The organism is Maribacter sp. HS, assembly GCF_048059195.1.
In the GTDB taxonomy this organism is placed as follows: Bacteria; Bacteroidota; Bacteroidia; order Flavobacteriales; family Flavobacteriaceae; genus Maribacter; species Maribacter dokdonensis.
Genome location: NZ_JAYLVV010000005.1, coordinates 260,410 through 283,166 on the forward strand (window position 1 = coordinate 260,410; position 22,757 = coordinate 283,166).

22 protein-coding genes are annotated in these 22,757 nt (G+C 34.3%); 12 read left to right on the forward strand and 10 right to left on the reverse strand.

Annotation, left to right across the window (positions count from 1 at the left end):
- Positions 1-7 precede the first annotated feature (7 nt).
- Together VBZ51_RS14045 and VBZ51_RS14050 are read right to left on the reverse strand one after the other, a co-directional pair.
- The gene (locus VBZ51_RS14045) at positions 8-1,129 is read right to left on the reverse strand and encodes a hypothetical protein (RefSeq protein WP_058103192.1); all 1,122 of its coding nucleotides are present in this window, start codon (positions 1,127-1,129) and stop codon (positions 8-10) included.
- Positions 1,130-1,217: 88 nt separating this feature from the next.
- The gene (locus tag VBZ51_RS14050) at positions 1,218-2,303 is read right to left on the reverse strand and encodes a transporter (protein ID WP_091605171.1); all 1,086 of its coding nucleotides are present in this window, start codon (positions 2,301-2,303) and stop codon (positions 1,218-1,220) included.
- 86 nt (positions 2,304-2,389) lie between these two features.
- Between VBZ51_RS14050 and VBZ51_RS14055 the strand changes: the two genes are divergently transcribed.
- The 4 genes from VBZ51_RS14055 to VBZ51_RS14070 are packed head-to-tail and all read left to right on the forward strand — an operon-like array spanning position 2,390 to position 7,835.
- On the forward strand, positions 2,390-2,644 hold the full coding sequence (locus VBZ51_RS14055) for a DUF4834 domain-containing protein (protein ID WP_416577327.1): 255 nt from the start codon (positions 2,390-2,392) through the stop codon (positions 2,642-2,644).
- 30 nt (positions 2,645-2,674) lie between these two features.
- The gene (locus VBZ51_RS14060; RefSeq protein WP_416577328.1) at positions 2,675-5,110 is read left to right on the forward strand and encodes a YfhO family protein; all 2,436 of its coding nucleotides are present in this window, start codon (positions 2,675-2,677) and stop codon (positions 5,108-5,110) included.
- Positions 5,110-6,381, forward strand: a complete 1,272-nt coding sequence (locus tag VBZ51_RS14065; protein ID WP_416577329.1) for a glycosyltransferase family 4 protein — start codon at positions 5,110-5,112, stop codon at positions 6,379-6,381. The genes VBZ51_RS14060 and VBZ51_RS14065 overlap by 1 nt, the downstream gene beginning before the upstream one ends.
- A complete protein-coding gene (locus tag VBZ51_RS14070; protein WP_416577330.1) occupies positions 6,381-7,835 on the forward strand; it encodes a polysaccharide biosynthesis C-terminal domain-containing protein in 1,455 nt (484 codons plus the stop codon). The genes VBZ51_RS14065 and VBZ51_RS14070 overlap by 1 nt, the downstream gene beginning before the upstream one ends.
- Here the strand turns inward: VBZ51_RS14070 and VBZ51_RS14075 are convergent, their stop codons facing one another.
- Positions 7,836-8,873: an AI-2E family transporter gene (locus VBZ51_RS14075; protein WP_416577331.1), complete on the reverse strand. Its 1,038-nt coding sequence runs from the start codon at positions 8,871-8,873 to the stop codon at positions 7,836-7,838.
- A gap of 139 nt (positions 8,874-9,012) precedes the next feature.
- Here VBZ51_RS14075 and VBZ51_RS14080 point away from each other — a divergent pair, with 139 nt between their 5' ends.
- Positions 9,013-9,885, forward strand: coding sequence for an RluA family pseudouridine synthase (locus VBZ51_RS14080; RefSeq protein ID WP_416577332.1), 873 nt, complete (start codon positions 9,013-9,015; stop codon positions 9,883-9,885).
- Between the two features lie 63 nt (positions 9,886-9,948).
- Here the strand turns inward: VBZ51_RS14080 and VBZ51_RS14085 are convergent, their stop codons facing one another.
- Complete coding sequence (locus VBZ51_RS14085) at positions 9,949-11,151, reverse strand: hypothetical protein (RefSeq protein ID WP_416577333.1); 1,203 nt, start codon at positions 11,149-11,151, stop codon at positions 9,949-9,951.
- Positions 11,152-11,314: 163 nt separating this feature from the next.
- Entirely contained in the window at positions 11,315-14,095 is a 2,781-nt protein-coding gene (uvrA, locus tag VBZ51_RS14090; protein WP_416577334.1) for an excinuclease ABC subunit UvrA, read from the reverse strand.
- Positions 14,096-14,338: 243 nt separating this feature from the next.
- On the opposite strand from uvrA, the gene VBZ51_RS14095 reads away from it, so the two are divergent.
- The 4 genes from VBZ51_RS14095 to VBZ51_RS14110 all read left to right on the forward strand — a co-directional run bounded on the left by VBZ51_RS14095 (position 14,339) and on the right by VBZ51_RS14110 (position 16,334).
- Positions 14,339-14,920, forward strand: coding sequence for an RNA polymerase sigma factor (locus VBZ51_RS14095; RefSeq protein ID WP_058103182.1), 582 nt, complete (start codon positions 14,339-14,341; stop codon positions 14,918-14,920).
- Between the two features lie 74 nt (positions 14,921-14,994).
- Complete coding sequence (locus VBZ51_RS14100) at positions 14,995-15,138, forward strand: hypothetical protein (RefSeq protein ID WP_167342518.1); 144 nt, start codon at positions 14,995-14,997, stop codon at positions 15,136-15,138.
- A 399-nt stretch (positions 15,139-15,537) separates the two neighbouring features.
- Positions 15,538-16,119, forward strand: a complete 582-nt coding sequence (locus VBZ51_RS14105) for an RNA polymerase sigma factor (RefSeq protein ID WP_058103181.1) — start codon at positions 15,538-15,540, stop codon at positions 16,117-16,119.
- A gap of 71 nt (positions 16,120-16,190) precedes the next feature.
- Positions 16,191-16,334, forward strand: a complete 144-nt coding sequence (locus VBZ51_RS14110) for a hypothetical protein (RefSeq protein ID WP_167342516.1) — start codon at positions 16,191-16,193, stop codon at positions 16,332-16,334.
- Between the two features lie 15 nt (positions 16,335-16,349).
- Here VBZ51_RS14110 and VBZ51_RS14115 read toward each other — a convergent pair whose 3' ends face one another.
- Complete coding sequence (locus VBZ51_RS14115) at positions 16,350-17,012, reverse strand: endonuclease III domain-containing protein (RefSeq protein ID WP_058103180.1); 663 nt, start codon at positions 17,010-17,012, stop codon at positions 16,350-16,352.
- A 55-nt stretch (positions 17,013-17,067) separates the two neighbouring features.
- On the opposite strand from VBZ51_RS14115, the gene bcp reads away from it, so the two are divergent.
- Positions 17,068-17,520, forward strand: coding sequence for a thioredoxin-dependent thiol peroxidase (bcp, locus tag VBZ51_RS14120; protein ID WP_058103179.1), 453 nt, complete (start codon positions 17,068-17,070; stop codon positions 17,518-17,520).
- A 77-nt stretch (positions 17,521-17,597) separates the two neighbouring features.
- Here the strand turns inward: bcp and VBZ51_RS14125 are convergent, their stop codons facing one another.
- Complete coding sequence (locus VBZ51_RS14125) at positions 17,598-19,052, reverse strand: hypothetical protein (protein WP_058103178.1); 1,455 nt, start codon at positions 19,050-19,052, stop codon at positions 17,598-17,600.
- A gap of 171 nt (positions 19,053-19,223) precedes the next feature.
- On the opposite strand from VBZ51_RS14125, the gene VBZ51_RS14130 reads away from it, so the two are divergent.
- Positions 19,224-20,000: an MBL fold metallo-hydrolase gene (locus VBZ51_RS14130; protein WP_058103177.1), complete on the forward strand. Its 777-nt coding sequence runs from the start codon at positions 19,224-19,226 to the stop codon at positions 19,998-20,000.
- A 2-nt stretch (positions 20,001-20,002) separates the two neighbouring features.
- The gene (locus VBZ51_RS14135) at positions 20,003-20,497 is read left to right on the forward strand and encodes a hypothetical protein (protein ID WP_058103176.1); all 495 of its coding nucleotides are present in this window, start codon (positions 20,003-20,005) and stop codon (positions 20,495-20,497) included.
- Here the strand turns inward: VBZ51_RS14135 and VBZ51_RS14140 are convergent.
- Genes VBZ51_RS14140 through VBZ51_RS14150 form a run of 3 tightly spaced genes read right to left on the reverse strand, consistent with a single transcriptional unit; the run spans position 20,494 to position 22,746 of the window.
- Entirely contained in the window at positions 20,494-21,153 is a 660-nt protein-coding gene (locus tag VBZ51_RS14140; RefSeq protein ID WP_058103175.1) for an alpha/beta hydrolase, read from the reverse strand. The two genes, VBZ51_RS14135 and VBZ51_RS14140, sit on opposite strands and share 4 nt — an antisense overlap.
- A 4-nt stretch (positions 21,154-21,157) precedes the next feature.
- Positions 21,158-21,487 carry a hypothetical protein gene (locus tag VBZ51_RS14145; protein ID WP_058103174.1) on the reverse strand — a complete coding sequence of 110 codons (330 nt, stop codon included), beginning with the start codon at positions 21,485-21,487 and terminating at the stop codon, positions 21,158-21,160.
- Positions 21,487-22,746, reverse strand: a complete 1,260-nt coding sequence (locus VBZ51_RS14150) for a dihydroorotase (RefSeq protein WP_416577335.1) — start codon at positions 22,744-22,746, stop codon at positions 21,487-21,489. Before VBZ51_RS14150 ends, VBZ51_RS14145 begins: the two co-directional genes overlap by 1 nt.
- Positions 22,747-22,757 lie beyond the last annotated feature (11 nt).

A 22,757-nucleotide genomic window follows, 5' to 3' on the forward strand; every position in this document is an offset into this window, starting at 1 on the left:
TTTCTTTTTAAGAAAGTGATTTTCTATACGTTCTTCTACGTTTATAGATTACTGGGTCAAAATGTTTCCACATTTGCTTTATTGCAATGTTCTCCTCTAATTCTGGAGTGCGGTAGCACATGTCAATGCCTTTTTCTTTGAATGTTTTGTAGTACTCGTTGAAAATTACTGCAGTAACTCCTTTGTTTTGGTATTCTGGTCGTATTCCTATTAAATAGAAAATAACATCCTTACTGTTTTTCTTGGCCTTCAATAAGTGGTATAATCCAAACGGAAACAACTTACCTTTAGCTTTCTGCAGTGCTTCTGAAAATGATGGCATTACAATGGCAAAGGCGATGAGTTTATCCTCTTTATCTTTAATGAATTTTATATACTCTGGGTTAATAAAGCTTATATATTTCTTTTTGAAATAAGCCTTTTGTATTTCTGTTATGGGAACAAAAGAAGAAAGGTTGGCATAGGTTTCATTAAATAGATCAAACATTTCATCTGCTAAGGGCATAACCTCTTTAGTCTTTGTGAAATTAACCTCTTTAAGACCGTACCTTCTTTTAACTAGGTCGTTCAATTTGGTAAAGAGTGCTGGATCTGCATTACCTGCAGGAAATTTATTTTCCATGTATTCCTTTTCCTTTACAAAGCCAAGACTCTCATAATGGTCTTTGTAATAAGGATGGTTATACCAAGTTATCATGGTGCCAATATGATCAAACCCTTCTATAAGTACTCCAACTTTATCTAAGTTTGAAAAACCTACAGGACCTTCCATAAATTCCAATTGGTGCTGATTACCAATTTCTGCTACTTTGTCTAAAAGTGCTTTAGATACATTTTGATCATCTATAAAATCGAACCAACCAAAACGCATTTTTTTTACATTTTGTTGGTCAACTTCTAGGTGATTGACAATAGCGGCTACACGACCAACTATTTTATCACCGTCCATGGCAAGGAAGAACCATGCCTCTGCATCTTTAAAAACAGGATTTTTTTCTTTATCAAAACTTTCAAGTTCGTCATTTATAATGGGTGGTACCCAATATTTGTTGTTTTTGTATAACGAAAAAGGAAAGGTTACAAAACGTTTTAAATCTTGCTTTGATTTGGCTTCATGTATCGTAATCATTGGACTTCTTTAGAAGTGCCAATATTAGTGATATTAATCTACATTATAAAGGGGTGCGTAATGAAATATTGAAGAGTAGAATGTAGTGTTAAAAGTCGATCTCGCTACTTTCTTTCTTTTTCTTCTTTTCCGCTTTCTTAAGTTTTTTGAGCTGTTTTTTAGAAGGCCCAAGGTTTACGTCTTCTGCACCGCTACCTTTACTTTTCTTATCCTTCTTTTTCTTTTTCATGGCTTTTTTGTCAATGGCACCACCATTTTGATCCGCTTCTTGATCTTCAATTGGTTTTAAGCTGTCTTTATGGAAATCCATTCTGTAAGAACCGCCAATTCCAAAAAATATACGTGTAGGTGTATTTTTTAGACTAGCTCCCATATTAAAATCGAACTGCAGGTTTTCTTTTAATAAATGGGCAATACCTCCACGTATCAATACATCTGAGTACCGATCGCTGTCAATGCCTTGGTGTTCTACAAAAACACTCCATTTTGGGTTTCTAAATGCATGGGATAATGATATGGTATAGCTGAGCTCAGGGTCATCTGTGCTTATACGGTCATATGCGGTGTTGGTAATTAATACGAACCTTGGAGTCAAACGACTTTGGGTAGCTATCATACCACGATAAGAAATGGTTGGTTCACCTATATAAAAAGGATTATCGCCTAAAACAAAATTTGCTCCACCGTATAAAGAAACTGCGGGCAGTAAATTCTTAAATTGAAATTTATGATTGGCTCTCCAGCTATAAAGGTTGGGTTTGTTGGCTTCAGGATTTTTAAATGGGTCATAGATCAAGTATTTTAAACCTAATCTATTTCTAGAAAAATCTCTTCGCTTGCCCTCTAGGTCAAAATTCAAAAATGTAATCTTTTGATCTTGAAAAGTACCTTCGTAATTAAGTTCTAATCTTTCGAATAACAAACCATATCGTAATGAAACATCGGTTCCCCAAATATTCGATTCTGTATTTAGAATGGTGTGGTCTCTTTGTTCATAGAATAATCCCATTTCTGCCTGTACCACATTTTTGCCAACCGCGTAAGCGCTCACAGAAACTCCAGGTCTATTAGAATTTATTACATCTGTATACTGAGAAATACCTATTAACGGTATTAGAAATAATAAAGCGAATACGTATTGATATGATTTAGAGTAGGCAAAAAGACTATTCATGAACACGATTTTATATATATTTTAATAATATGATTCTACATATACAACGTGATAATTGTATTTTTGATATATATAAGCAGTAATAAATGGCTTTTTTAAAAACTATATTAATTATTCTTTTGGTCTATTACCTTCTAAAAATATTAGCAAGGTTATTTGCGCCAAAAATTTTGAATTACGCAGCAAAGAAAACTGAATCTCATTTCAGACAAGCTTTTGATAATCAACGCCCATTTAATGAACAAGAAGATGAGAGTGTAATTATCAATAAAAAAACCACTAGAAAAAGGAAGGATTCAGAAAAAGTAGGTGAATACATTGATTTTGAAGAGCTAGACTAGTTATCTTTGCTTAAACACTACTTTTAGCAAATGAAGCAAGGCTTAAAATTCTTTTTCATCAATTTTTTTGTTGTCGTATTTTTCATCATCGCCGCCTTGGCTTATTTTAGTCCGGTTCTGCAGGGTAAGGTTATGTACCAGCATGATATTGCTCAATATACCGGTATGGCCAAAGAGCAGAACGATTTTAGAAAAGCTACAGATCAAGAACCGTATTGGACCAATAGCGCTTTTGGTGGCATGCCAACGTACCAATTAGGAGCAAATTACCCACATAATTACATTAAAAAATTAGACCGTTTAATTCGGTTTTTACCGAGACCGGCAGATTATCTATTTCTATATTTTATAGGTTTTTATATTCTACTGTGTTGTTTAAAAGTAGATTTTAAGTTAGCTGTAATTGGTGCACTTGCCTTTGGTTTCTCTACCTATTTAATAATAATTTTAGGTGCCGGACATAATGCTAAGGCTCATGCCATGGCATATCTACCTATGCTTTTAGGTGGTATTGTATTGGTTTTTAGAAAAAAATATCTGTGGGGCTTTGTTTTAACCGCTTTGGCTATGGCTTTGGAAATTACGGCCAACCACTACCAGATGACCTATTACTTTATGTTACTTGTATTGGTTTTGGGTGTGGTTTATTTGATATATGCCATTAAGGATAAAAAATTGAAGCATTTTTTCACTTCGGTCGGTATATTGTTGATAGCCGTAACTTTAGGTATTGCCGCCAATGCTACAGGGTTAATGGCAACTAAAGAATATGCTGATTGGAGTACGCGAGGTAAAAGTGAATTAACGATCAACCCAGATGGTTCGCCTAAAGAGGACACTGGCGGATTAAGCAAAGCTTATATTACTAACTGGAGTTACGGTATTGCTGAATCGTTGAATTTATTTGTTCCTAGACTTTTTGGTGGCGCAAGTCAAGAAAATTTGGGTGAGAATTCAAAATCGTACAATTACCTAATTGATAAAGGTTTGGCTAGATCCAGTGCCTTGGATTTTGTTAGTGGTCTACCACTGTATTGGGGAGAACAACCAGGTACTTCAGGACCGGCTTATTTAGGTGCGGTGATATTCTTTCTATTTGTTTTAGGGTTGTTTTTGGTAAAAGGCAAGCATAAATGGTGGCTACTGTTTGGCTCATTGTTGTCATTAATACTTTCATGGGGAAAGAATTTTAGTGTATTGACAGATTTTATGATAGATTACTTTCCGCTATACGATAAGTTTAGGGCGGTGTCTTCCATTCAAGTTATATTAGAGCTATGCGTACCTGTTTTGGCAATATTGGCATTGAAAAAGCTATTTAAGGATAAGGTGCCACATGCCGATAAGATCAAATCTTTGACCTTAGCTACAGCTACAATCCTAGGGCTTGGGGTTGTGTTATTTTTATTTAAAGGAGCTTTTCATTTTGTGGGTGCTGCCGATGATAATTTGAGAATGACAGGGTTAGAGGAGCTTCCGGAAATGCTTCGTTTAGATCGTAAAAGTGTTTATACAAGTGATCTATTGCGTTCTTTAGGGTTTGCTTTGGCAACCGCTTTATTGATCTGGTTGTATTTGAAAGAGAAATTGAAAATGAATTTCTTAATTATCGCTGTTGGTGTTTTAGTGGTGGTAGATTTGGTTGGGGTTGATTTACGTTATGTGAACAATGACAATTTTGTGTCTAAGCGTAAAATGCTTGAGCCATTTCAAGAAACTACCGCCGATAAAATTATTGCAAAAGATGATGGTGTTTTTCGTGTATTTGATCAAACCGACGGATTTGACTCTGCTAAAACGGCTTATTTTCATCAAAGTATAACGGGGTATCATGCCGCAAAACCTGCCGGTATGCAAGATTTGTTTAATTTCCACGTATATAACGGTAATCTGTCTGTCTTGAATATGATGAACATTAAGTATGTTATTAGGCAAGATCAAGAAGGAAATACCTTTCCTATTGAAAACCCTAATGCCAATGGTAATGCTTGGTTTATTTCTAAACTGAATGCGGTCAATAATGCCAATGAGGAAATAATGGCACTTGACAGTTTAGATACTAAGAATATAGCCGTATTTAACGCTACTTCATTTGCAGATGTTAAGCCAATGGAATATCAAGTGGATTCTACGGCATCTATTGAATTAATAGATTATGAACCCAATCACCTAGTATATAATTCTAAAAACAGTAATGAAGGTGTAGCTGTTTTTTCTGAAATGTATTACAAAAATGGTTGGAATGCTTATATAGACGGAAAACAAAGTGATTATTTCAAAGTTGATTATGTATTAAGAGCACTTTCGGTACCTTCTGGGGAGCATAAAATAGAGTTCAAATTTGAACCAGAGGTGGTAGCTACGGGTAGTAAAATTACTTTAGCAAGTACTATTTTATTGGGACTGGTAATTGTAGGTGGTTTAGGTTTTTCTTTTTGGAGGTCTAAAAAAGAAGAGGAATCATAATGAGAAAAGTGCTGGTCATTACGTACTATTGGCCACCTGCTGGCGGACCAGGAGTTCAACGTTGGCTAAAGTTTGTGAAATACCTTAGAGATTTTGGTATTGAGCCGGTACTATATATTCCTGAGAATCCTCATTACCCCATGTTAGATGATACTTTTTCTCAAGATGTACCCACTGATATAAAAATCTATAAGCATAAAATTAAAGAACCTTATCGCATTGCTTCACTCTTTTCAAGTCAAAAAACGCAGCGTATTAGCTCTGGAATCATACAGACGAAAAACCAATCTTTTATAGAGAAAGTTCTTTTGTGGGTTCGCGGAAACCTTTTTATACCCGATGCAAGAAAGTTATGGGTAAAACCATCTGTAAACTTCCTAAAAGATGTGTTGGCTAAAGAGAGTATTGATACTATAATAACTACTGGTCCTCCACACAGTGTGCATTTAATTGGCTATTATTTAAAACAAGGGAAACCTGTACATTGGGTTGCAGACTTTCGCGATCCGTGGACAACTATTGGCTATCATAAGAAATTGAAATTAACCAAATCGGCAAAAAAGAAACATAAACTATTAGAAGCTAAAGTTCTTCATACGGCAGACAAAATTATAGTTACTAGCAGTACTACAAAAAAGGAATTTAAAAACATTACAGGTAAACCAATAAAGGTTATTACCAATGGGTTTGATGGGGAGTTGCTGACTGATGATGGGTTAGATTCAAAATTTACCATTTCACATATAGGGTCATTATTAACCGGTAGAAATCCCGTGAAATTATGGTCGGTTTTGGCACAAATGGTAGATGAATTTCCTGCATTTAAAGAGGCATTAAGACTACAGTTTATAGGTGTTGTCAGTGATGAAATACTATCAACTATAAAAGAAGTTGGATTACAGGACTTTATTGAAGTTATTGGATATGTTTCTCACCAAGAAGCTTTGGTATATCAACGAAAATCTCAAGTATTATTACTGGTAGAAATAGATTCTCAGGAAACCATTGGAATTGTACCAGGTAAACTGTTTGAATATATGGCAGCCAAGCGACCAATTTTAGGAATAGGACCTAAGAATTGGGACGTAGAAAGTATTGTTGAAGAAACTAAAACGGGCTATATATTTGAACATTCTGATGATATTGAACTGAAAAATGTAATTTTAAGATGGTTTGAAAATTATCAGAAAGGGCAATTAAATATTATTGCTGACAACATTGAGCAATTTAGCAGAAGAGAGCTCACCAGAAAATTGGCTGAATACATCTAATGGGTATCGTACTAAAACAATCTTTAAATAATACAATTGTTACCTACATAGGTTTTGCGATAGGAGCTGCCAATACCTTGTTTTTGTACACCAATTTTATGCAACCAAGTAATTACGGTTTAATACAGGTTATTTTGTCCGTGTCTTCAGTTTTAATGCCCATTTTAGCATTTGGTGTTCCCAATAGTTTAGTCAAATTTTATTCAAGTTTTAAGGATCAAAAGAATCAAGATTCATTTTTGACTTTAATGCTGATTTTGCCTTTGTTCTTGATTATACCGGTGGCAGTAGTTAGCTATGCCGCTAATGATATGATAGGAAATTTGCTTTCTAGACAAAATGATGTGGTTAGGGAGTATGTGTGGCATATTTTTTTGGTAGGTATGGCAATGTCATACTTTGAAGTCTTTTATGCATGGGCGCGAATTCAAATGAAATCGATGTTCGGCAATTTCATGAAAGAGATTTTTTGTAGGGTAGGGCAAACCGTATTACTACTGCTATTGTATTTTAAGTTGATAGATATATCATTTTTTATTAATGCTTTGGTAGGCTTCTATATTGCGAGAACATTAATAATGAAATTATATTCTTATAGCTTACGTTCTCCTAAATTAGATTTTCATTTTCCGAACAATTGGAGAAATATTGTAAAGTATAGTGCTTTAATAATTTTAGGAGGTTCTACTGCTATTGTATTGATGGAGGTAGATAAGGTTATGTTGAATAATTTTTTGGAGCTTGAAAATGTGGCTTTTTATGCTGTAGCTGGTTTTATTGCATCAACCATTGCAGTGCCCTCAAAAGCAATGCATCAAATTACATATCCGTTAACGGCAAATTATTTAAATAGTAGGGATATACCGGCTCTTACGCAATTATACCAAAAAAGCTCGTTAACACTGTTCATAGTCTCCGGCATACTTTTTTTATTGATTTTATTGAATCTTAATGAGCTTTATGAATTATTGCCGAATAAATATGCTGGCGGTTTTATGATCGTATTTTGGGTTGGTTTGGCAAAGGTGTATGATGCGCTTTTAGGGAACAACAATGCCATACTTTTTAATTCAGATTACTACCGGTCTATTTTGTTTTTTGGCGTATTATTAGCGGTTTTGGCTATTCTTTTTAATCTCTGGTTGATTCCGAACTACGGTATAAACGGTGCGGCAATAGCTAGTTTCAGTGCCTTTTTTATTTATAATTCATTGAAATTGGGCTACGTAAAAGCAAAGTTTCAAATGCAGCCTTTTACACATGAGACAATTAAAGTATTGCTTTTGCTGATTATTATAGCAGTGATTTTTTCAACATTTTCATTTTCTTTTCATCCGCTAGTCAATATTGCGTTGAAAAGTATTTTGATGATTGCGCTTTATGTAGGTGTTCTATATCGATTTAAAATATCGGAGGATGTGTATGCATTCTTGAATAAATATTTAAAATTTTAATTACATCTTATTTTCGTTTTGCTTGGTCGATTTTTGAATGCCGTATTGTTGTTTGTATATTTTTACAATAATTAAGAATAAGTTTATAATTAATGGACCAAAAATAAGTCCTACAAAACCAAAAAGAGGTATACCAATTAATACACCAATTAAGGTAATTAACGGGTGAGTGCTATCTAATTGTTTTAAAACGAAAAGTCTAATGACATTATCGGTCATACCCACCACCAAAATACCATAAAGCAAAATTCCCCAAGCCTGAAAGTCTTCCCCACTGGCAAGACTCAGTACAAACACTGGAAATATTCCTATAAATGTTCCTATAAAAGGAATCATGGATCCAATAGTAACGATTACAAACCAAAATAAGGGGTTGTCTACACCAAAAATATAGAACCCGATAAGAGCGATAATTCCTTGAGCTAATGCAACCAGTGGTATGGCAATAGCATTGGAGCGTACCACACTATCAATCTCCTTTCCCAAGGTCATTAAATTTTTATTACTGAGGGGAATATATTCTAAAAGAGACTCTTTTAATTGTTTTGGGCTCTTTAACATGTAGTACAATAGAAATAGCAATATGCCCAATGAAATAAACACATTGAAAGTGCCACTGGCAAAACCTTGCATATTATCCGTTAACCAGCCTGATGCTTGTTTGGGGTCAATAGTAGATGAAATGTCATACTCTATATATTTCTCTACTTGAAATAGTTGATCTTTAAACGCCTTGGTAACTTGTTCAGATTTGTCTGCCAAATTACTGAGTTCAGAGCTTAACATAAACCCTGCTGCGGTCAACGGAATAAAGATGCCAACAAGGGAGGCAAAGATAAGTAGCATAGCTGCCCACATTCTTTTTATCCCTTTATTGATTAATTTGAGCATCCATTTTCTAAGAACTACATAAAGGGTAAGGGCTCCTAAAACTCCGGAAATATACGGAAGCATGTATTTGATAATCAATCCGCCTAAAAAAATAATCAGCGACAATATGATAAGTTGTCTAAGAATCTTATGGTTGATTTTTTTCATTTCGGTTTTTGATGATGGATTGTTAACTGGGTGAAAATTAAACTTATATAGGTAGCATGGTTAACTCACTTAAGTATTTTAGTAGTTCTAAAGTATTTAAATGGATAACTAATAAAACAGAGTTAACTTTGGGCTTAAGATGATTTTGAAGCAGACGCATATTGTTCAAGAACTAACTGACCCAATTAGGTTGCAGGAATACGGAGTAGGGATATTTCAACAGATTTCCACAAAATCCGCTTTAAAGAAAGCGCTTAAAAAAAATCAGATTACGGTAGATGGGGTAGTGGGCAGTACAGCAACTTTTATTAAAGGTGGGGAAATTATAATATATCACGCCACAGAGAAGGAAACCAACACTAGATTGGTTCTTACCTTAAAAGTTATTTACGAGGATGAGTATATGGCGGTAATTAATAAACCAGCAGGAATTTTAGTAAGCGGTAACGGATTTAAAACCGTGGCTAATGCACTAGCTCAAAACCTTTCTCCCAGTACATTGTTTGATGCCGTAAGTCCAAAACCGGTACATCGTTTAGATTATGCAACTACTGGATTGCTTCTTGTTGGGAAAACCAGTAGCGCAATTAATGCACTCAACAAATTATTTGAACATAAAGAAATTACTAAAACGTACTATGCCGTAACCATTGGTTCACAAATACCAGCTGGGGTTATTGATGATGCTATAGATGATAAACCTGCTAGTTCTAGTTTTAAGGTAGTAAAATCTCTAAAGTCTGAACGTTTTTCATTTTTAAATCTGGTAAAGCTAAATCCGAGAACGGGGCGAAGGCATCAACTTAGAAAACATTTACTTTCTATTGGAAATCCCATTTTGGGCGATGCTACTTATTTTCTTGAAGGGTTGCAATTAAAGGGTAAAGGTCTGTACTTACATGCCGGCACCTTAGAGTTTATTCATCCTTTTACCCAAGAGAAAATGAAGATAGTTGCTAGTTTACCTAAAAAGTTTAGAAAATTATTTCCTGAGGAGGGATTATTGCATTAAAAAAGCGCCGCAATGAATGAATTCATTACGGAGCTTTACAACTAACCAACCTAAAAACTTATTTTAATTTCTTCTACTACTTCTAGTTGCAGAACTTGTTCTAGAGCTTGAGCTTCTAGAAGGAGCTTTACTTACAGATCTTGAATTAGAACTTCTACTTACCGTACTTCTAGAAGGACTCTTGGTCGCTTTTCTTGTAACAGTGCTACGCTGTGTTCTGGTATTTGTAGCTGTTCTAGTATTTGCACTTCTGCTAACGGGTTTCTTGTACATTGTAGTACTTCTTTTTACCGTAGTACTTTTTGGTGTACGTGTAACCTCTCTTTTTGTAACCGTTCTATTTGGCGTACTACGATTTACTGTAGTACTTCTTTTAACTGTTCCGTTATTAGAACTTCTAGTAACCGTTCTGCTTTGCGTGGTTCTACCACTATTGGTATTACTACGTCTAACAGTAGTAGATCTATTGACCGTTGAGTTTCTATTGTTTCTTGAAGTATTGTTAGCGGCAACCGATCTACCGGTTCTTAATCCATTGTCTCTTTTAGCCACCGATCTGTTACTTCTGTATGTGTTGTTTCTTACTGCTACACGCTTATCGTTTCTATAAATTTTAGTTCTGTTATTTCTTACTTTATTATATCTATACTGCTTACCAACATTTACATAAGCCCTTCTGAAATTATTTCTATAAGGTCTGTAGTAAGAATATCTTACTGGTGTGTAATATCTTCTGTACGGACTATTAAATACCAAACTAAATCCTACTGCAGGTCTAACGAACCATCTATGGAAAGGACGGTACACATAGTTTCTGTTGTAAATATTGATATAACCGGTATGGTAATCATAAAAACCACGGTTGTTATAGTATACATACATACCACCTATACTACGTACTCTGTTGTTTCTGTAATTGATATTAACATCACCAATTTGATTAACACGACCATAATAGTCATAATAAATAGGCACATTTTCTACTTGAATTACAGCACCATAATCATCATATTGAGCAAATGGACTATAATCGTAACCTGAATTGAACGTTACTCCGTTTCTACTTCCTGTTACTTGGTTTTCAATATAAAAATCAAATTCACCATCTGGGTAAACAGAAAAAGTAATTCCGTTTTCTATAAAAATAAATGAGTTGTCATATCTATAAGTATTGCTGTTTGCAACCTTATCTTCGCTAATACCTGAAGCGAAAACACCTGTGGTGCTAAAAATCATCGCTGTAAAAAGGAGTACTAAGTTCTTCATAATATAAGGTTTAAATCTGCCCCGTGGAGCAGTTGTTCTAAATGTAATTATTTACATTCCCTTAGTACATTACAAACAGCGTGCCAAAAATCAAAACCATTGATTATAATATTGATAATCAATGGTTTGTAATATATTTAAATACTTTGCTTTTGGAGTGAATTTAATTTATTTTCTCTTTTAGGTAGTTCGCCGTGTACGATTTTTTGCTTTTTACAACCTCTTCTGGAGTACCTTCGGCTAATAATTGTCCACCATTTTCACCACCACCTGGACCAAGATCAATAATGTAGTCTGCACATTTAATTAAATCAATATTATGTTCAATGACTACAATAGAATGTCCTTTCTTAATAAGTGCGTTAAATGATTTCAATAGTTTTTGAATATCATGAAAATGTAATCCCGTAGTTGGCTCGTCAAAAATGAAGAGCGCTTTTTCTTTGGTACTACCTTTAATCAAAAAAGAAGCTAATTTAATACGTTGTGCCTCTCCACCGGAAAGGGTAGATGAAGATTGTCCCAATGTTACATACCCCAAACCAACATCTTGTAAAGGTTTTAGTTTAGTGACTATTTTGGTTTGCTCTCCGGTTTCAAAAAACTGAATAGCATCGTCAATGGTCATATTAAGTACATCGTCTATATTCGCATTATTGAAAGTGACCTCAAGTACTTCTTTTTTAAATCGTTTACCACCACAGGTTTCACATTCCAAATGAACATCAGCCATAAACTGCATTTCTACGGTGATTTCACCTTCACCTTTACATTTTTCACATCTACCGCCATCGACATTGAATGAAAAATGCTTTGCTTGGTAATTTCTGATCTTACTCAGTTTTTGGCCAGCGAACAAACTTCTAATATCATCATATGCCTTTATGTATGTTACAGGATTAGAGCGTGAAGATCTCCCGATCGGATTTTGATCTACAAATTCTACATGTTTAATATGTTTGTACTTACCCTCCACAGAAGTATGCTGACCTGCTTTTTCTCCATACCCCCCAGTTTCTTTAAGTACTATAGGATATAACAGTTTTTTGACCAAAGTACTTTTTCCACTACCAGATACACCTGTTACTACGGTTAACATATCTAAAGGAAAAGTAACATTGATGTTTTTAAGGTTGTTTTCACGAACACCGTTTATAGTAATATGGTTTTTTGAAGTTCTACGTTCTTTGGGAACTTTAATCTCCATTTTACCATTTAGATACTGGGCCGTGAGCGATTTTGACTTAAGTATTTCCTTAAGTGTACCTTGAGCCACTACTTCGCCGCCATGTGTACCGGCTTCTGGACCTATATCAATAACCATATCTGCGGCCTTCATGATATCTTCGTCATGTTCAACCACTATAACGGTATTGCCCAGATTACGTAACGATAGTAAAACCTCTATCAAATTTTCAGTATCTCTTGGGTGTAGTCCAATACTTGGCTCATCTAAAATATACATGGAACCTACCAAACTACTACCTAAAGAGGTTGCTAGATTTATACGCTGACTTTCTCCACCTGATAATGTATTGGATTTTCTGTTAATGGTTAGGTAATTTAAACCCACCTTATCCAAAAATCCTAACCGTGTGTTTATTTCAACTAAAAGTCTTGCTGCAATGGTTGCGTCATTTTCATTTAATTTAAGGTCGTTAAAAAACAGAATCAGTTTTTCTATGGATAACCCTACCAATGAAGAAATGGAAGCTCCGCCAACTTTCACATAATCTGTCTCTGGACGTAACCTTTTGCCATTACAAACATTACATTTGGTTTTACCTCTATATCTTGAGAGCATTACCCTGTTCTGTATTTTATAGCTTTTCTCTTCTAACATCCCAAAGAACTTATGTAGTCCTATAAAATGTGCATTACCATCCCAAACCAATTGTTTTTGCTCTTCAGTAAGTTCAAACCAAGGTTTATGAATTGGAAAATCAAATTTATATGCTGAGTTGACCAACTGATCTCTATAAAAACTCATGCTATCTCCTCTCCATGGGAAAATCGTATTTTCGTAAACCGATAATGCCGTATTTGGTACAACCAGATCTTCATCTATACCGATAACATCTCCGTACCCTTCGCACTTTGGACAAGCACCGTAGGGATTATTGAAGCTAAAGAGATGAACATTCGGTTCAAGAAACGTAATACCATCTAATTCAAACTTATTACTGAAAAGTGTTTGTTTGCCATCTGCCAGTTCCTCGATCATACATTCGCCCTTACCTTCAAAAAAGGCAGTATCTACGGCATTTGCCAATCTATTGTAAAAATCTTCGTCGTCTTTGGTAATGATTCTGTCAATTACAAGATCAAACTTTTTGCCAATATCCTTGGGAGCTTGATCTATTCGCATTACACTGTCATTATATTTAATACGTGCGTAACCTTGTTTTGAAAATAATTCCAATGATTTTATGGCATCTCTATCTTCACGAATGGTAATAGGTGCTAAAAGTAAGAGCTTGGTACCTTCGGTATAAGCTTTTACATGATTAACAACATCTGTAACAGTATGTTTTTTTACTTCGTTACCAGAAACAGGGGAGTAGGTCTTACCAATACGCGCAAACAAAAGTTTTATGTAGTCGTAAATTTCAGTGGTTGTACCAACGGTTGATCTAGGGTTGGTAGAATTCACTTTTTGCTCAATTGCAATAGCTGGGGCTATACCTTTAATGTAATCTACCTTAGGTTTATCCAGTTTGCCCAAAAACTGTCGGGCATAGGATGATAAGCTTTCTACATAGCGTCTTTGACCTTCTGCGTACAAGGTGTCAAAAGCTAAACTAGACTTTCCAGAACCTGAAAGTCCTGTAATGACCACAAGTTTATTTCTAGGTATAACAACATCAATATCTTTTAGGTTGTGCAATTTAGCACCCTTGATTATAATGTTTTCTTTCGGATTTATTTCGGTAAGTGTAGGCATACAAATTTCTAAGAATACAAAGATACGCTTTGCCTTTTTTCTGAACTAAAAAATGCCGTTTATCTAAAAATGCAGTAAGAAATTTTCACATTTTTATAAGAGTATTTATTTTTTTATATCTTTGGAATCTCATTTTAATTCAATACGCCTATAACGCAACATTACTTTTTAAGTTAGAATTTAACCATTAGACCCTTATTCTTTTTGAATTTGGGACTGCATTTTAACCCTACAAGTAACGTTATGGTAGTACAAGTTGAAGATTCCCAATTAGTAAAGCAATATATTCAAGGAGACGAAAAAGCTATTGAAGCTTTAATCAATCGTCATAACTCTAGGTTAACAGGATTTATCTATTCTAAAGTAGGTGACCGTGAACTTACCGAAGATATTTTCCAAGATACTTTTATGAAGGTTATACGAACCTTAAAAAGAGGTGCCTATAACGAAGAGGGTAAATTTTTACCATGGGTAATGCGTATAGCTCATAACCTTGTTATTGATCATTTTAGAAAGCATAACAGAATGCCAATGTATAATAGCAAGGAAAGTTATAATATCTTTTCATTATTAGGGGACGACAAATTGAATGCGGAAAAGCAATTGATAAAAGAGCAAATAGATACTGATCTATTGAGAATGATAAAAGAGCTACCGGAGGATCAACAAGAAGTTTTAGAGATGCGTATATATAAAGATATGAGCTTTAAAGAAATTTCCGATAATACGGGTGTGAGTATTAACACTGCGTTAGGAAGAATGCGCTACGCTTTAATAAACCTTAGAAAGCTTGTTGAGGCCAATAATATAGTTTTAACGAATTAATTGGTCTTAGGTCGAGTGGATCTACTATCTTCATCCATGTGTCGTTCTTTAGATGAACCTAAACAACAAATAGCATGGAAAAATTATACACTAAGAACCAGAATAACACTAAAGTAGTAAAAGCTAAACCAGAAACTATTCAGTTTTTACTGTCTTATTCTAAATCTTTAAATGTAACTGAGGCAAAAGGATTGCAGTTCGAAACTAATTTGAACTAAGAACAATCTTACATCATATATAAACCCTTAAGCTAAGCTTAAGGGTTTTTTCATTTCTACTACTTTTTTATTATCAAGTTTTTTTTGTTGTAGTATTTATTCTTGTAGGACAAATAATATATTACCTCTTCTTATATATATGTATTCTATTGTATTAGCAATACTTAAGGGCTTTCAGTGAGATTTTGGAATTCTTACAATTTGCCCGCTGAACTATACTAAATACTATTTATTGTATGGAAATATACTTTTTCGATGTTTCACATCAAAAAAACGCGGTTTGACAACATACTTTTTCCTACAGCCCCCCTTTTCTCTAGTTTTATATCAGAAATAAAAAACAAACCAATTAACTAAAAAGATTTTCCCAATCTTAACCAATTAAAGAAAGTAACTCGTATGAAACTACAAATTGAAGACTCAGAATTAGTTAAGGATTATATCAACGGAAACGAAGGTGCCCTTGAAATTTTAATTAACAGACACAATCAGCGTATTACTAGTTTTATCTATTCTAAGGTTTTAGATAGGGATATTACAGAAGATATATTTCAAGATACTTTTATTAAAGTGATCAAAACTTTAAAAAGAGGTAAGTATAGTGAAGAAGGTAAATTTTTACCTTGGGTAATGAGAATTTCACATAACTTGATCATTGACCACTTTAGAAGAAACAAAAGAATGCCAATGTTTGAAGGCAGCGATGACTTTAATATTTTCTCTGTAATTGGAGATGATAAGTTAAATGCCGAAAAACAACTAATTAAAAATCAAATAGATACTGATCTTAGACAATTGGTAGAAGAATTGCCAGATGATCAAAAAGAGGTTTTGTTAATGCGTATCTATAAGGATATGAGCTTTAAAGAAATCTCAGAAAATACAGGTGTAAGTATAAATACAGCTTTAGGTAGAATGCGTTATGCTCTTATTAACCTTAGAAAAATCATTGAAAAAAACAATATAGTTCTTACGAATTAATAGAGGGTAAAAATTAAATAAACAATATTTCCAAATTTGCTGCGTTATTTTATTGTAACAACGTAGGAAGTATGGAAAAAATTTACTCAGATTACCAAGAACAGACAGGATTTAATAAAGTATGTCCTAAAACAATCAATTTCTTGTTGAGCTATTCACAAGCGCTCTTTGAATTTGAATACGAAGATTTAGAATTCGAAACATTTTTGAATTAATAAAAAAACCCGCAGTTAGCGGGTTTTTTTATTTTTATAATAATCATTTAAAACCGTTTTTCTACCAATGGTCTTGGTGATTATGTCTTTTTCAAGATCCCAGCCTCTAGCGGGTGAATATTCTCTACCATACCAAATAATCTGTAAGTGAAGATCGTTCCAAATTTCTTTTGGAAATAGCCTCTTGGCATCTTTTTCGGTTTGTACCACATTTTTACCATTGGTAAACCCCCACCTATATAGTAGTCTGTGAATATGTGTGTCTACCGGGAAAGCAGGAATTCCAAATGCTTGTGAGATCACTACACTCGCTGTTTTATGGCCAACAGCAGGTAATTCTTCTAAATCTTCAAGATTTTGGGGAACCTCACCATTATGTTTTTCTATTAAAATTTTTGATAATCCGTAAATACCTTTTGCTTTCATTGGCGATAAGCCAACGGGTTTAATAATTTCCCTAATTTCATCTATGCTCAGTTTAATCATGTCATAAGGGTTGTCCGCTTTTGCAAAAAGTAAGGGGGTTATTTTATTTACCCTAACGTCTGTACTTTGGGCAGACATTAATACTGCAATTAATAAAGTATAAGGATCTTTATGATCTAAGGGAACAGGAATTTCTGGATATAACTCTTGTAAAGTATCAATTGTAAAAGCTATTTTTTCGGCTTTCGTCATTAAATGTTTAATTTTGATTGAGAATATTTAAACACAAATTTAAAAAATATCATAGATGAATACGTTAAAAGTTGGTGATAAAGTACCATCATTTTCTGCTAAAGATCAAGATGGCAATACTGTGAATTTATCAGATTATAAAGGAAAAAAACTAATAGTATTTTTCTATCCAAAAGCAAGTACACCTGGTTGTACCGCAGAGGCTTGCAATTTACGCGATAATTATGCGGAATTACAATCACAAGGTTATGAACTTTTAGGAGTAAGTGCCGATTCTGAAAAAAGACAAACAAATTTTAGAAACAAATATGAATTTCCTTTTCCGTTATTGGCAGATGAAGACCATACGGTAATCAATGCTTTTGGCGTGTGGGGTTTAAAGAAATTTATGGGTCGCGAATATGATGGTATTCATAGAAAAACCTTTATAATTGATGAAGAGGGGATAGTCACTAAAGTGATAGATAAGGTAAAGACCAAGGACCACGCAGCTCAGTTATTAGATTAATTTTGTAGACTTTTAAAACACTAAAAATGCCCACTATTGTGGGCATTTTTTATTTTTTGGAATCGAAGGTAGAAAACTTATTCAGCTTCTTGATCTTCGGTTTTTCTAGTAAATAATTGTTTTTGCTTTATAATTTCGGCAATACCTTCTGGCAACATTTCTTCCCAGCCATCTTCATTGTTCATCAACTTTTTAAGTACATCTCTAGAGAAAATATGCATAACGTCTGGTTCATAATCAATGATATCCATAACCTTACCATTGTATTTAAAGAATTTGTACAATTCTTTCATACGAGGGTGAACCTTAACGTTGTTACTTGTCATGATCTGCCCGGTATCTGGGTTTTTCATTGGGTATAGGTATACCTGTAAATCTTTAAAGAATAGTTTACCAAAAGCCTCAAGTATGCCACCACTTAAATGACGATAGTACTTTTCATCGAATATGTCTACAAGGTTATTTACACCCATTGTAAGACCAATTCTGTTTTTGGTATAATTGTTAAAGTATTCTACCAATTTATAATACTCCTGGAATTTGGAAATCATTACCGAATGACCAAGTGAACACAGTAATTCTGCCCTGTCCATGAAATCTTGTTCATCAATTTCACCAGAAGCTTTTAAGTTGGAAAGTGTTATTTCAAAAATGACAATAGTGTTATTTTGGTCTACACCTTTATCTCGTATAAAAATATCATAAGACTTCTCGAACATATCTAAATTAACCTTGGTTACGGGTCTAAAACTACCACGTAAAGCCAATATGTTCTTTTTGTAAAGCACGGCCGCAGGTAAAAGGTTGTTACCGTCAGGACCGAACATTACAGCATCTGTCATGTCATTTTTAATAAGTTGCAAACTCATTAAACGGTTATCCACTTCTTTGAAATTTGGCCCGGAGAAGTTGATCATGTCTATTTCCAATGTATCCTTATCTATATGGTCATATAAATATTTCAACATTTTCTTTGGTTTATGATACTTGTAAAAAGCACCATATATTAAGTTTACACCAAGAATTCCTAGGGTTTCTTGTTGTAGTCTTGCTTCGTTCTGCTTAAAACGAATATGTAATATAATTTCGTCAAATTCTTTTTGCTTAGGGTCTAATTGGTATCTGATCCCAACCCAGCCATGACCTTTATATCGCTTAGAAAAATCAATGGTCGCTACTGTATTCGCATAGGAGAAAAATAATCGGTCAGGGTGGTTTTCCCTACTAATTCGCTCTTCCATTAACTGCATTTCGTAATCTAGCATGGTCTTTAACCTTGCTTGGGTTACATAGCGTCCATCAGATTCTACACCGTAAATAGCATCACTAAAATCTTTGTCATAGGCACTCATTGCCTTTGCAATGGTACCAGATGCACCACCGGATCTAAAGAAATGACGGGCGGTTTCTTGCCCGGCGCCAATTTCTGCAAAAGTTCCGTAGATATCCGGATTTAAATTTATTCTTAAGGTTTTTGCCTTTATAGAAGGAATATTTTCAAAGACACTATCTCTTTTTAATACCGATGCCATTTTGTTAGCTGTTTAACTTTTAACAAAGTTATAAAGAATGGTTGTTACAAAGGGCAATAGCTCGAAAAAATTGGAAGAAGTTTTGGTAATTGTTTTTATTGCCTCTCAATTATGTTAATCTCTTTAATTTCCATCATTAATTTTATTAAAAAGGAATTAAATTTGTAGCACATGACCAATAAATTAAGTGTTACTTTTTTAGGAACGGGGACTTCTCAGGGTATTCCAATTATTGGTAGTACACATCCTGTTTGTTTAAGTAGTAATGAGAAGGATAAAAGGCTAAGGGTTTCTGTCTTACTTTCGTGGAAAGAGTTTAACTATGTAATTGATTGCGGTCCAGATTTTAGACAACAAATGCTAAGGCAGCATGTTAATCGTTTAGATGGTATTTTGTACACCCATGAGCACTCTGATCATACGGCTGGTTTAGATGATATTCGCCCATATTTCTTTAGGCAAGGTAATATTCCTTTGTTTGCTCATAGCAGGGTAGTGACCTCATTAAAAAAGCGATTTGATTATATTTTTGAAGAGAAAAACAAATATCCTGGTGCGCCAACGGTAGATATTAATTTGGTTAAAAATAATGAGCCATTCTCAATTGGGGATACATTAGTAACTCCTATTAATGTTATGCATAACAAGGTGCAGGTATTTGGCTATAGAGTGGGCGACTTTACCTATTTGACCGATGTTAAGACCATAGCCCCAGAAGAATTGGAAAAGATTAAAGGTTCTAAGGTGGTGGTGGTAAACGCACTACGTATTGAGCCGCATATTTCTCATTTTAACCTAGAAGAAGCACTTGCCTTTATTGATTTGATTCAACCGGAAAAAGCATATTTAACACACATAAGCCACTTACTTGGTTTTCATGATGAAATAGAAAAATCATTACCGAGTAACGTACATTTGGCTTACGATAATTTAACAATCACCATTTAATTATGAAGAATAAAATATTTCTTTACCTGTTTTTATTTGTATCACTAATATGTCTGTATTTATTTGTCAGTAGTAATAACATAGTGAAAGCAGGGTCTGAGAAAATCTCTAAGTTGGAAAAACAAGTTGAAGTTTTAAAAGATTCAGTACAAACATCATCTTTAAAGGTTTTGGATATGCAGTATTTTTCATTGGAAAACAATGATGATGCCTTGGCTTATTTTGATCACTTGGATTTAGAAAATCCTGCAGGTTATATTGCCGATAAACTTCTGGAAACCAATGCGCAAAAAGGTGATAATCCATTAGTTCCGTATGAAGGTATGCAGAACGATTTTAAGATCAATAAAATAAAAGTTCTTAACCATAAATGGATTTTAACCGATTTTTCCGATGGAAAATACTGGGGAGAACTTTTAATCAGATATGAGTTAAAAGATGATCTTGGTGTAGACTTTACACTAGTTGATCACTTGCTTTATACCCGTAGTAATTAAATCTTAGTTGAAATCCATTTTTTTAAAGAATAGAAGTTCTGTGGAGCTACGCCATGCCCGGCAGGGAATTCTTCAAAAACATGTTTTATGTTCAGTTTTTCCAATATTACCGGTGCTTTTCTAGCCCAATCAATAGGGATTACTTGATCCATATCACCATGTGAAGAATAGAAATTTAAATGGTCGAAATTGTTTTCTTTATAAGTTTCAACCAATATATTTTCATTAATGTACCCACTAAGAGCAATAATATTCTTTACTTTTTCAGGGTATGATAGAGCAACGGCATAACTTAGAATGGTACCTTGACTAAAGCCTAATAAGTTTACATTTTTTTCATCCAAGCCATAAGTGGAGCAAGCTTCGTCAATGAAATTTTTTATTTTGTCACGAGATGCTATGGCTTGATCATCATCGCTCCATTTTCCTTTTTCGTTATCAAAATTTATGGCATACCATGCATATCCATAAGGTTGTAAAATATATGGGGCACGTACCGAGATAATACATAATTCCTGTGGCAGTTCAGAGGCAAATGAAAAAAGGTCATCTTCATTACTACCATAGCCATGCAGCATAAATAGTACCGGAGGCTTTTTGTCGGTCAATGAAGAAGGTTTTATAATATGTTCTAAGGATAGGGGAGCTGTTGTCATTTTATTATTGGATAAAGGTGAACCACTTTTGAAAATAAGGACCTACAATAGGCACAATTTGTTCTTTGTTGCTAAGGGCGCCAATAAAGCCGTATACCCATAACACAATGTAACAAAGGTATAAACCATATAATGCATATTGGTTAAACCAAACGCTTGAGAAAATAGCAAATCCGTGGAACATTAAGTGTAGCCCAAAAGCTTGGCGTGTATGTACTCTGGCAAACGTATGTTTTGGTTCATTGTTCATAAATAAAGCTATTATTGCTCCAATTATGGTTAAGTATGCTATTACTGCTATATTTTTTCCAGGTACATCGGTAGATTTCTCCATTACTTATTTAAAATGATTTGATTATTAGAAATGCTTCCAATGACTTTTCCTTTCAAGGTCTTACCTAAAGCTATAGCATTTTTACTAGAGCTGTAAATATGCTCATCAGAGAATTCAAAAGTATCTTCGGTTGTGAATAAGGTTAAATTGGCAGCTTTACCGGTTTCAATTTCAGGTTCATCCAACCCAAATATGGAACGTCCTTTGGTAAGTATTGCTATGGTTTCTTCTACACCAAATATATCATTGAGCGTACCAAATGCACTTTCTAAACCAATGGTTCCAAAATCGGCATTGTCAAATTCTACATGTTTAAGTTCAATGTTCAGGGGTGTATGGTCTGTTGTTACCAAATCAATAGTTCCGTTTTTAACTGCTTTTTGTAATGCTTTAATGTCAACAGAAGTTCGTAAAGGTGGCATGACCTTAAACTGTGTGTCAAAATTTTCAAGTTCACTGTCTGTAATCGTTAAATTATGCACAGCAACACTGCAGAACACTTGAAGCCCTTTCTTTTTTGCGTCGGCAATTATTTTTACAGAGTTTGCAGAGGAAACAGTTGGAATAAACAATTTGCCGCCAGTATATTCAAGAACAAAAAGGTCTCTTGCAATTTGTAATTCTTCGGCTAATGTTGGTATACCTTTTAAGCCTAATTTGGTGCTGGTAATGCCTTCATTGACAATTCCTTTTCCAGAGATGCTTTTATCCAAAGGAAAAGAGAATATCATACCTTCAAAATTTTGAGCATATTGCAGAGCTATCTTTAAAAGGTTGGCATTGCCCATTGGTGCTTTGTAATCATAAAAGCCAAGCGCCCCGGCATTTTTCATGTCATAAATTTCGGCAAGAACTTCTCCTTCTCCTTTTACGGTAAGATTCCCTAGCGGATATAAGTTGGTTAGCTGATTTTTGGACGCATTTTTAATGTATACAATATCCGATGCCGAATCTGGAGTTGGATGGCTGCTGGTATTTAAAACTACATCTGTAAATCCACTTTTTGCAGCTGTCAATAATCCGTTTTCTATGGTCTCTCTTTCCTCGTAACCTGGCTCGCCAAAATTTACACCACTATCAAACCAGCCGATGGAAACATGTAGGTTCTTTATGTCAATAACCTTTGTTTTGCCACTAGGCTCTATCTTGCTTTCAATGGCATCTATTATACCATTTTTAATCAGAATATCGCGTTTTTTTAAATGAAGATGTTTAGTATTCCCATTTACTATCGTTACTGATTTTAAAAGTATGTTCATAGGGCTACAGA

Excerpts from the sequence above, each read along its gene's own strand:
- VBZ51_RS14130 (WP_058103177.1), top strand. The coding sequence starts at position 19,224 with ATGACCAATAAATTAAGTGTTACTTTTTTAGGAACGGGGACTTCTCAG.
- VBZ51_RS14065 (WP_416577329.1), top strand. The coding sequence starts at position 5,110 with ATGAGAAAAGTGCTGGTCATTACGTACTATTGGCCACCTGCTGGCGGA.
- VBZ51_RS14095 (WP_058103182.1), top strand. The coding sequence starts at position 14,339 with ATGGTAGTACAAGTTGAAGATTCCCAATTAGTAAAGCAATATATTCAA.
- VBZ51_RS14140 (WP_058103175.1), bottom strand. The coding sequence starts at position 21,153 with ATGACAACAGCTCCCCTATCCTTAGAACATATTATAAAACCTTCTTCA.
- VBZ51_RS14125 (WP_058103178.1), bottom strand. The coding sequence starts at position 19,052 with ATGGCATCGGTATTAAAAAGAGATAGTGTCTTTGAAAATATTCCTTCT.
- VBZ51_RS14115 (WP_058103180.1), bottom strand. The coding sequence starts at position 17,012 with ATGACGAAAGCCGAAAAAATAGCTTTTACAATTGATACTTTACAAGAG.
- VBZ51_RS14080 (WP_416577332.1), top strand. The coding sequence starts at position 9,013 with ATGATTTTGAAGCAGACGCATATTGTTCAAGAACTAACTGACCCAATT.
- VBZ51_RS14060 (WP_416577328.1), top strand. The coding sequence starts at position 2,675 with ATGAAGCAAGGCTTAAAATTCTTTTTCATCAATTTTTTTGTTGTCGTA.
- VBZ51_RS14045 (WP_058103192.1), bottom strand. The coding sequence starts at position 1,129 with ATGATTACGATACATGAAGCCAAATCAAAGCAAGATTTAAAACGTTTT.
- VBZ51_RS14075 (WP_416577331.1), bottom strand. The coding sequence starts at position 8,873 with ATGAAAAAAATCAACCATAAGATTCTTAGACAACTTATCATATTGTCG.
- bcp (WP_058103179.1), top strand. The coding sequence starts at position 17,068 with ATGAATACGTTAAAAGTTGGTGATAAAGTACCATCATTTTCTGCTAAA.
- VBZ51_RS14135 (WP_058103176.1), top strand. The coding sequence starts at position 20,003 with ATGAAGAATAAAATATTTCTTTACCTGTTTTTATTTGTATCACTAATA.
- VBZ51_RS14085 (WP_416577333.1), bottom strand. The coding sequence starts at position 11,151 with ATGAAGAACTTAGTACTCCTTTTTACAGCGATGATTTTTAGCACCACA.
- VBZ51_RS14150 (WP_416577335.1), bottom strand. The coding sequence starts at position 22,746 with ATGAACATACTTTTAAAATCAGTAACGATAGTAAATGGGAATACTAAA.
- VBZ51_RS14110 (WP_167342516.1), top strand. The coding sequence starts at position 16,191 with ATGGAAAAAATTTACTCAGATTACCAAGAACAGACAGGATTTAATAAA.
- VBZ51_RS14145 (WP_058103174.1), bottom strand. The coding sequence starts at position 21,487 with ATGGAGAAATCTACCGATGTACCTGGAAAAAATATAGCAGTAATAGCA.
- VBZ51_RS14070 (WP_416577330.1), top strand. The coding sequence starts at position 6,381 with ATGGGTATCGTACTAAAACAATCTTTAAATAATACAATTGTTACCTAC.
- VBZ51_RS14100 (WP_167342518.1), top strand. The coding sequence starts at position 14,995 with ATGGAAAAATTATACACTAAGAACCAGAATAACACTAAAGTAGTAAAA.
- VBZ51_RS14105 (WP_058103181.1), top strand. The coding sequence starts at position 15,538 with ATGAAACTACAAATTGAAGACTCAGAATTAGTTAAGGATTATATCAAC.
- VBZ51_RS14055 (WP_416577327.1), top strand. The coding sequence starts at position 2,390 with ATGGCTTTTTTAAAAACTATATTAATTATTCTTTTGGTCTATTACCTT.
- VBZ51_RS14050 (WP_091605171.1), bottom strand. The coding sequence starts at position 2,303 with ATGAATAGTCTTTTTGCCTACTCTAAATCATATCAATACGTATTCGCT.
- uvrA (WP_416577334.1), bottom strand. The coding sequence starts at position 14,095 with ATGCCTACACTTACCGAAATAAATCCGAAAGAAAACATTATAATCAAG.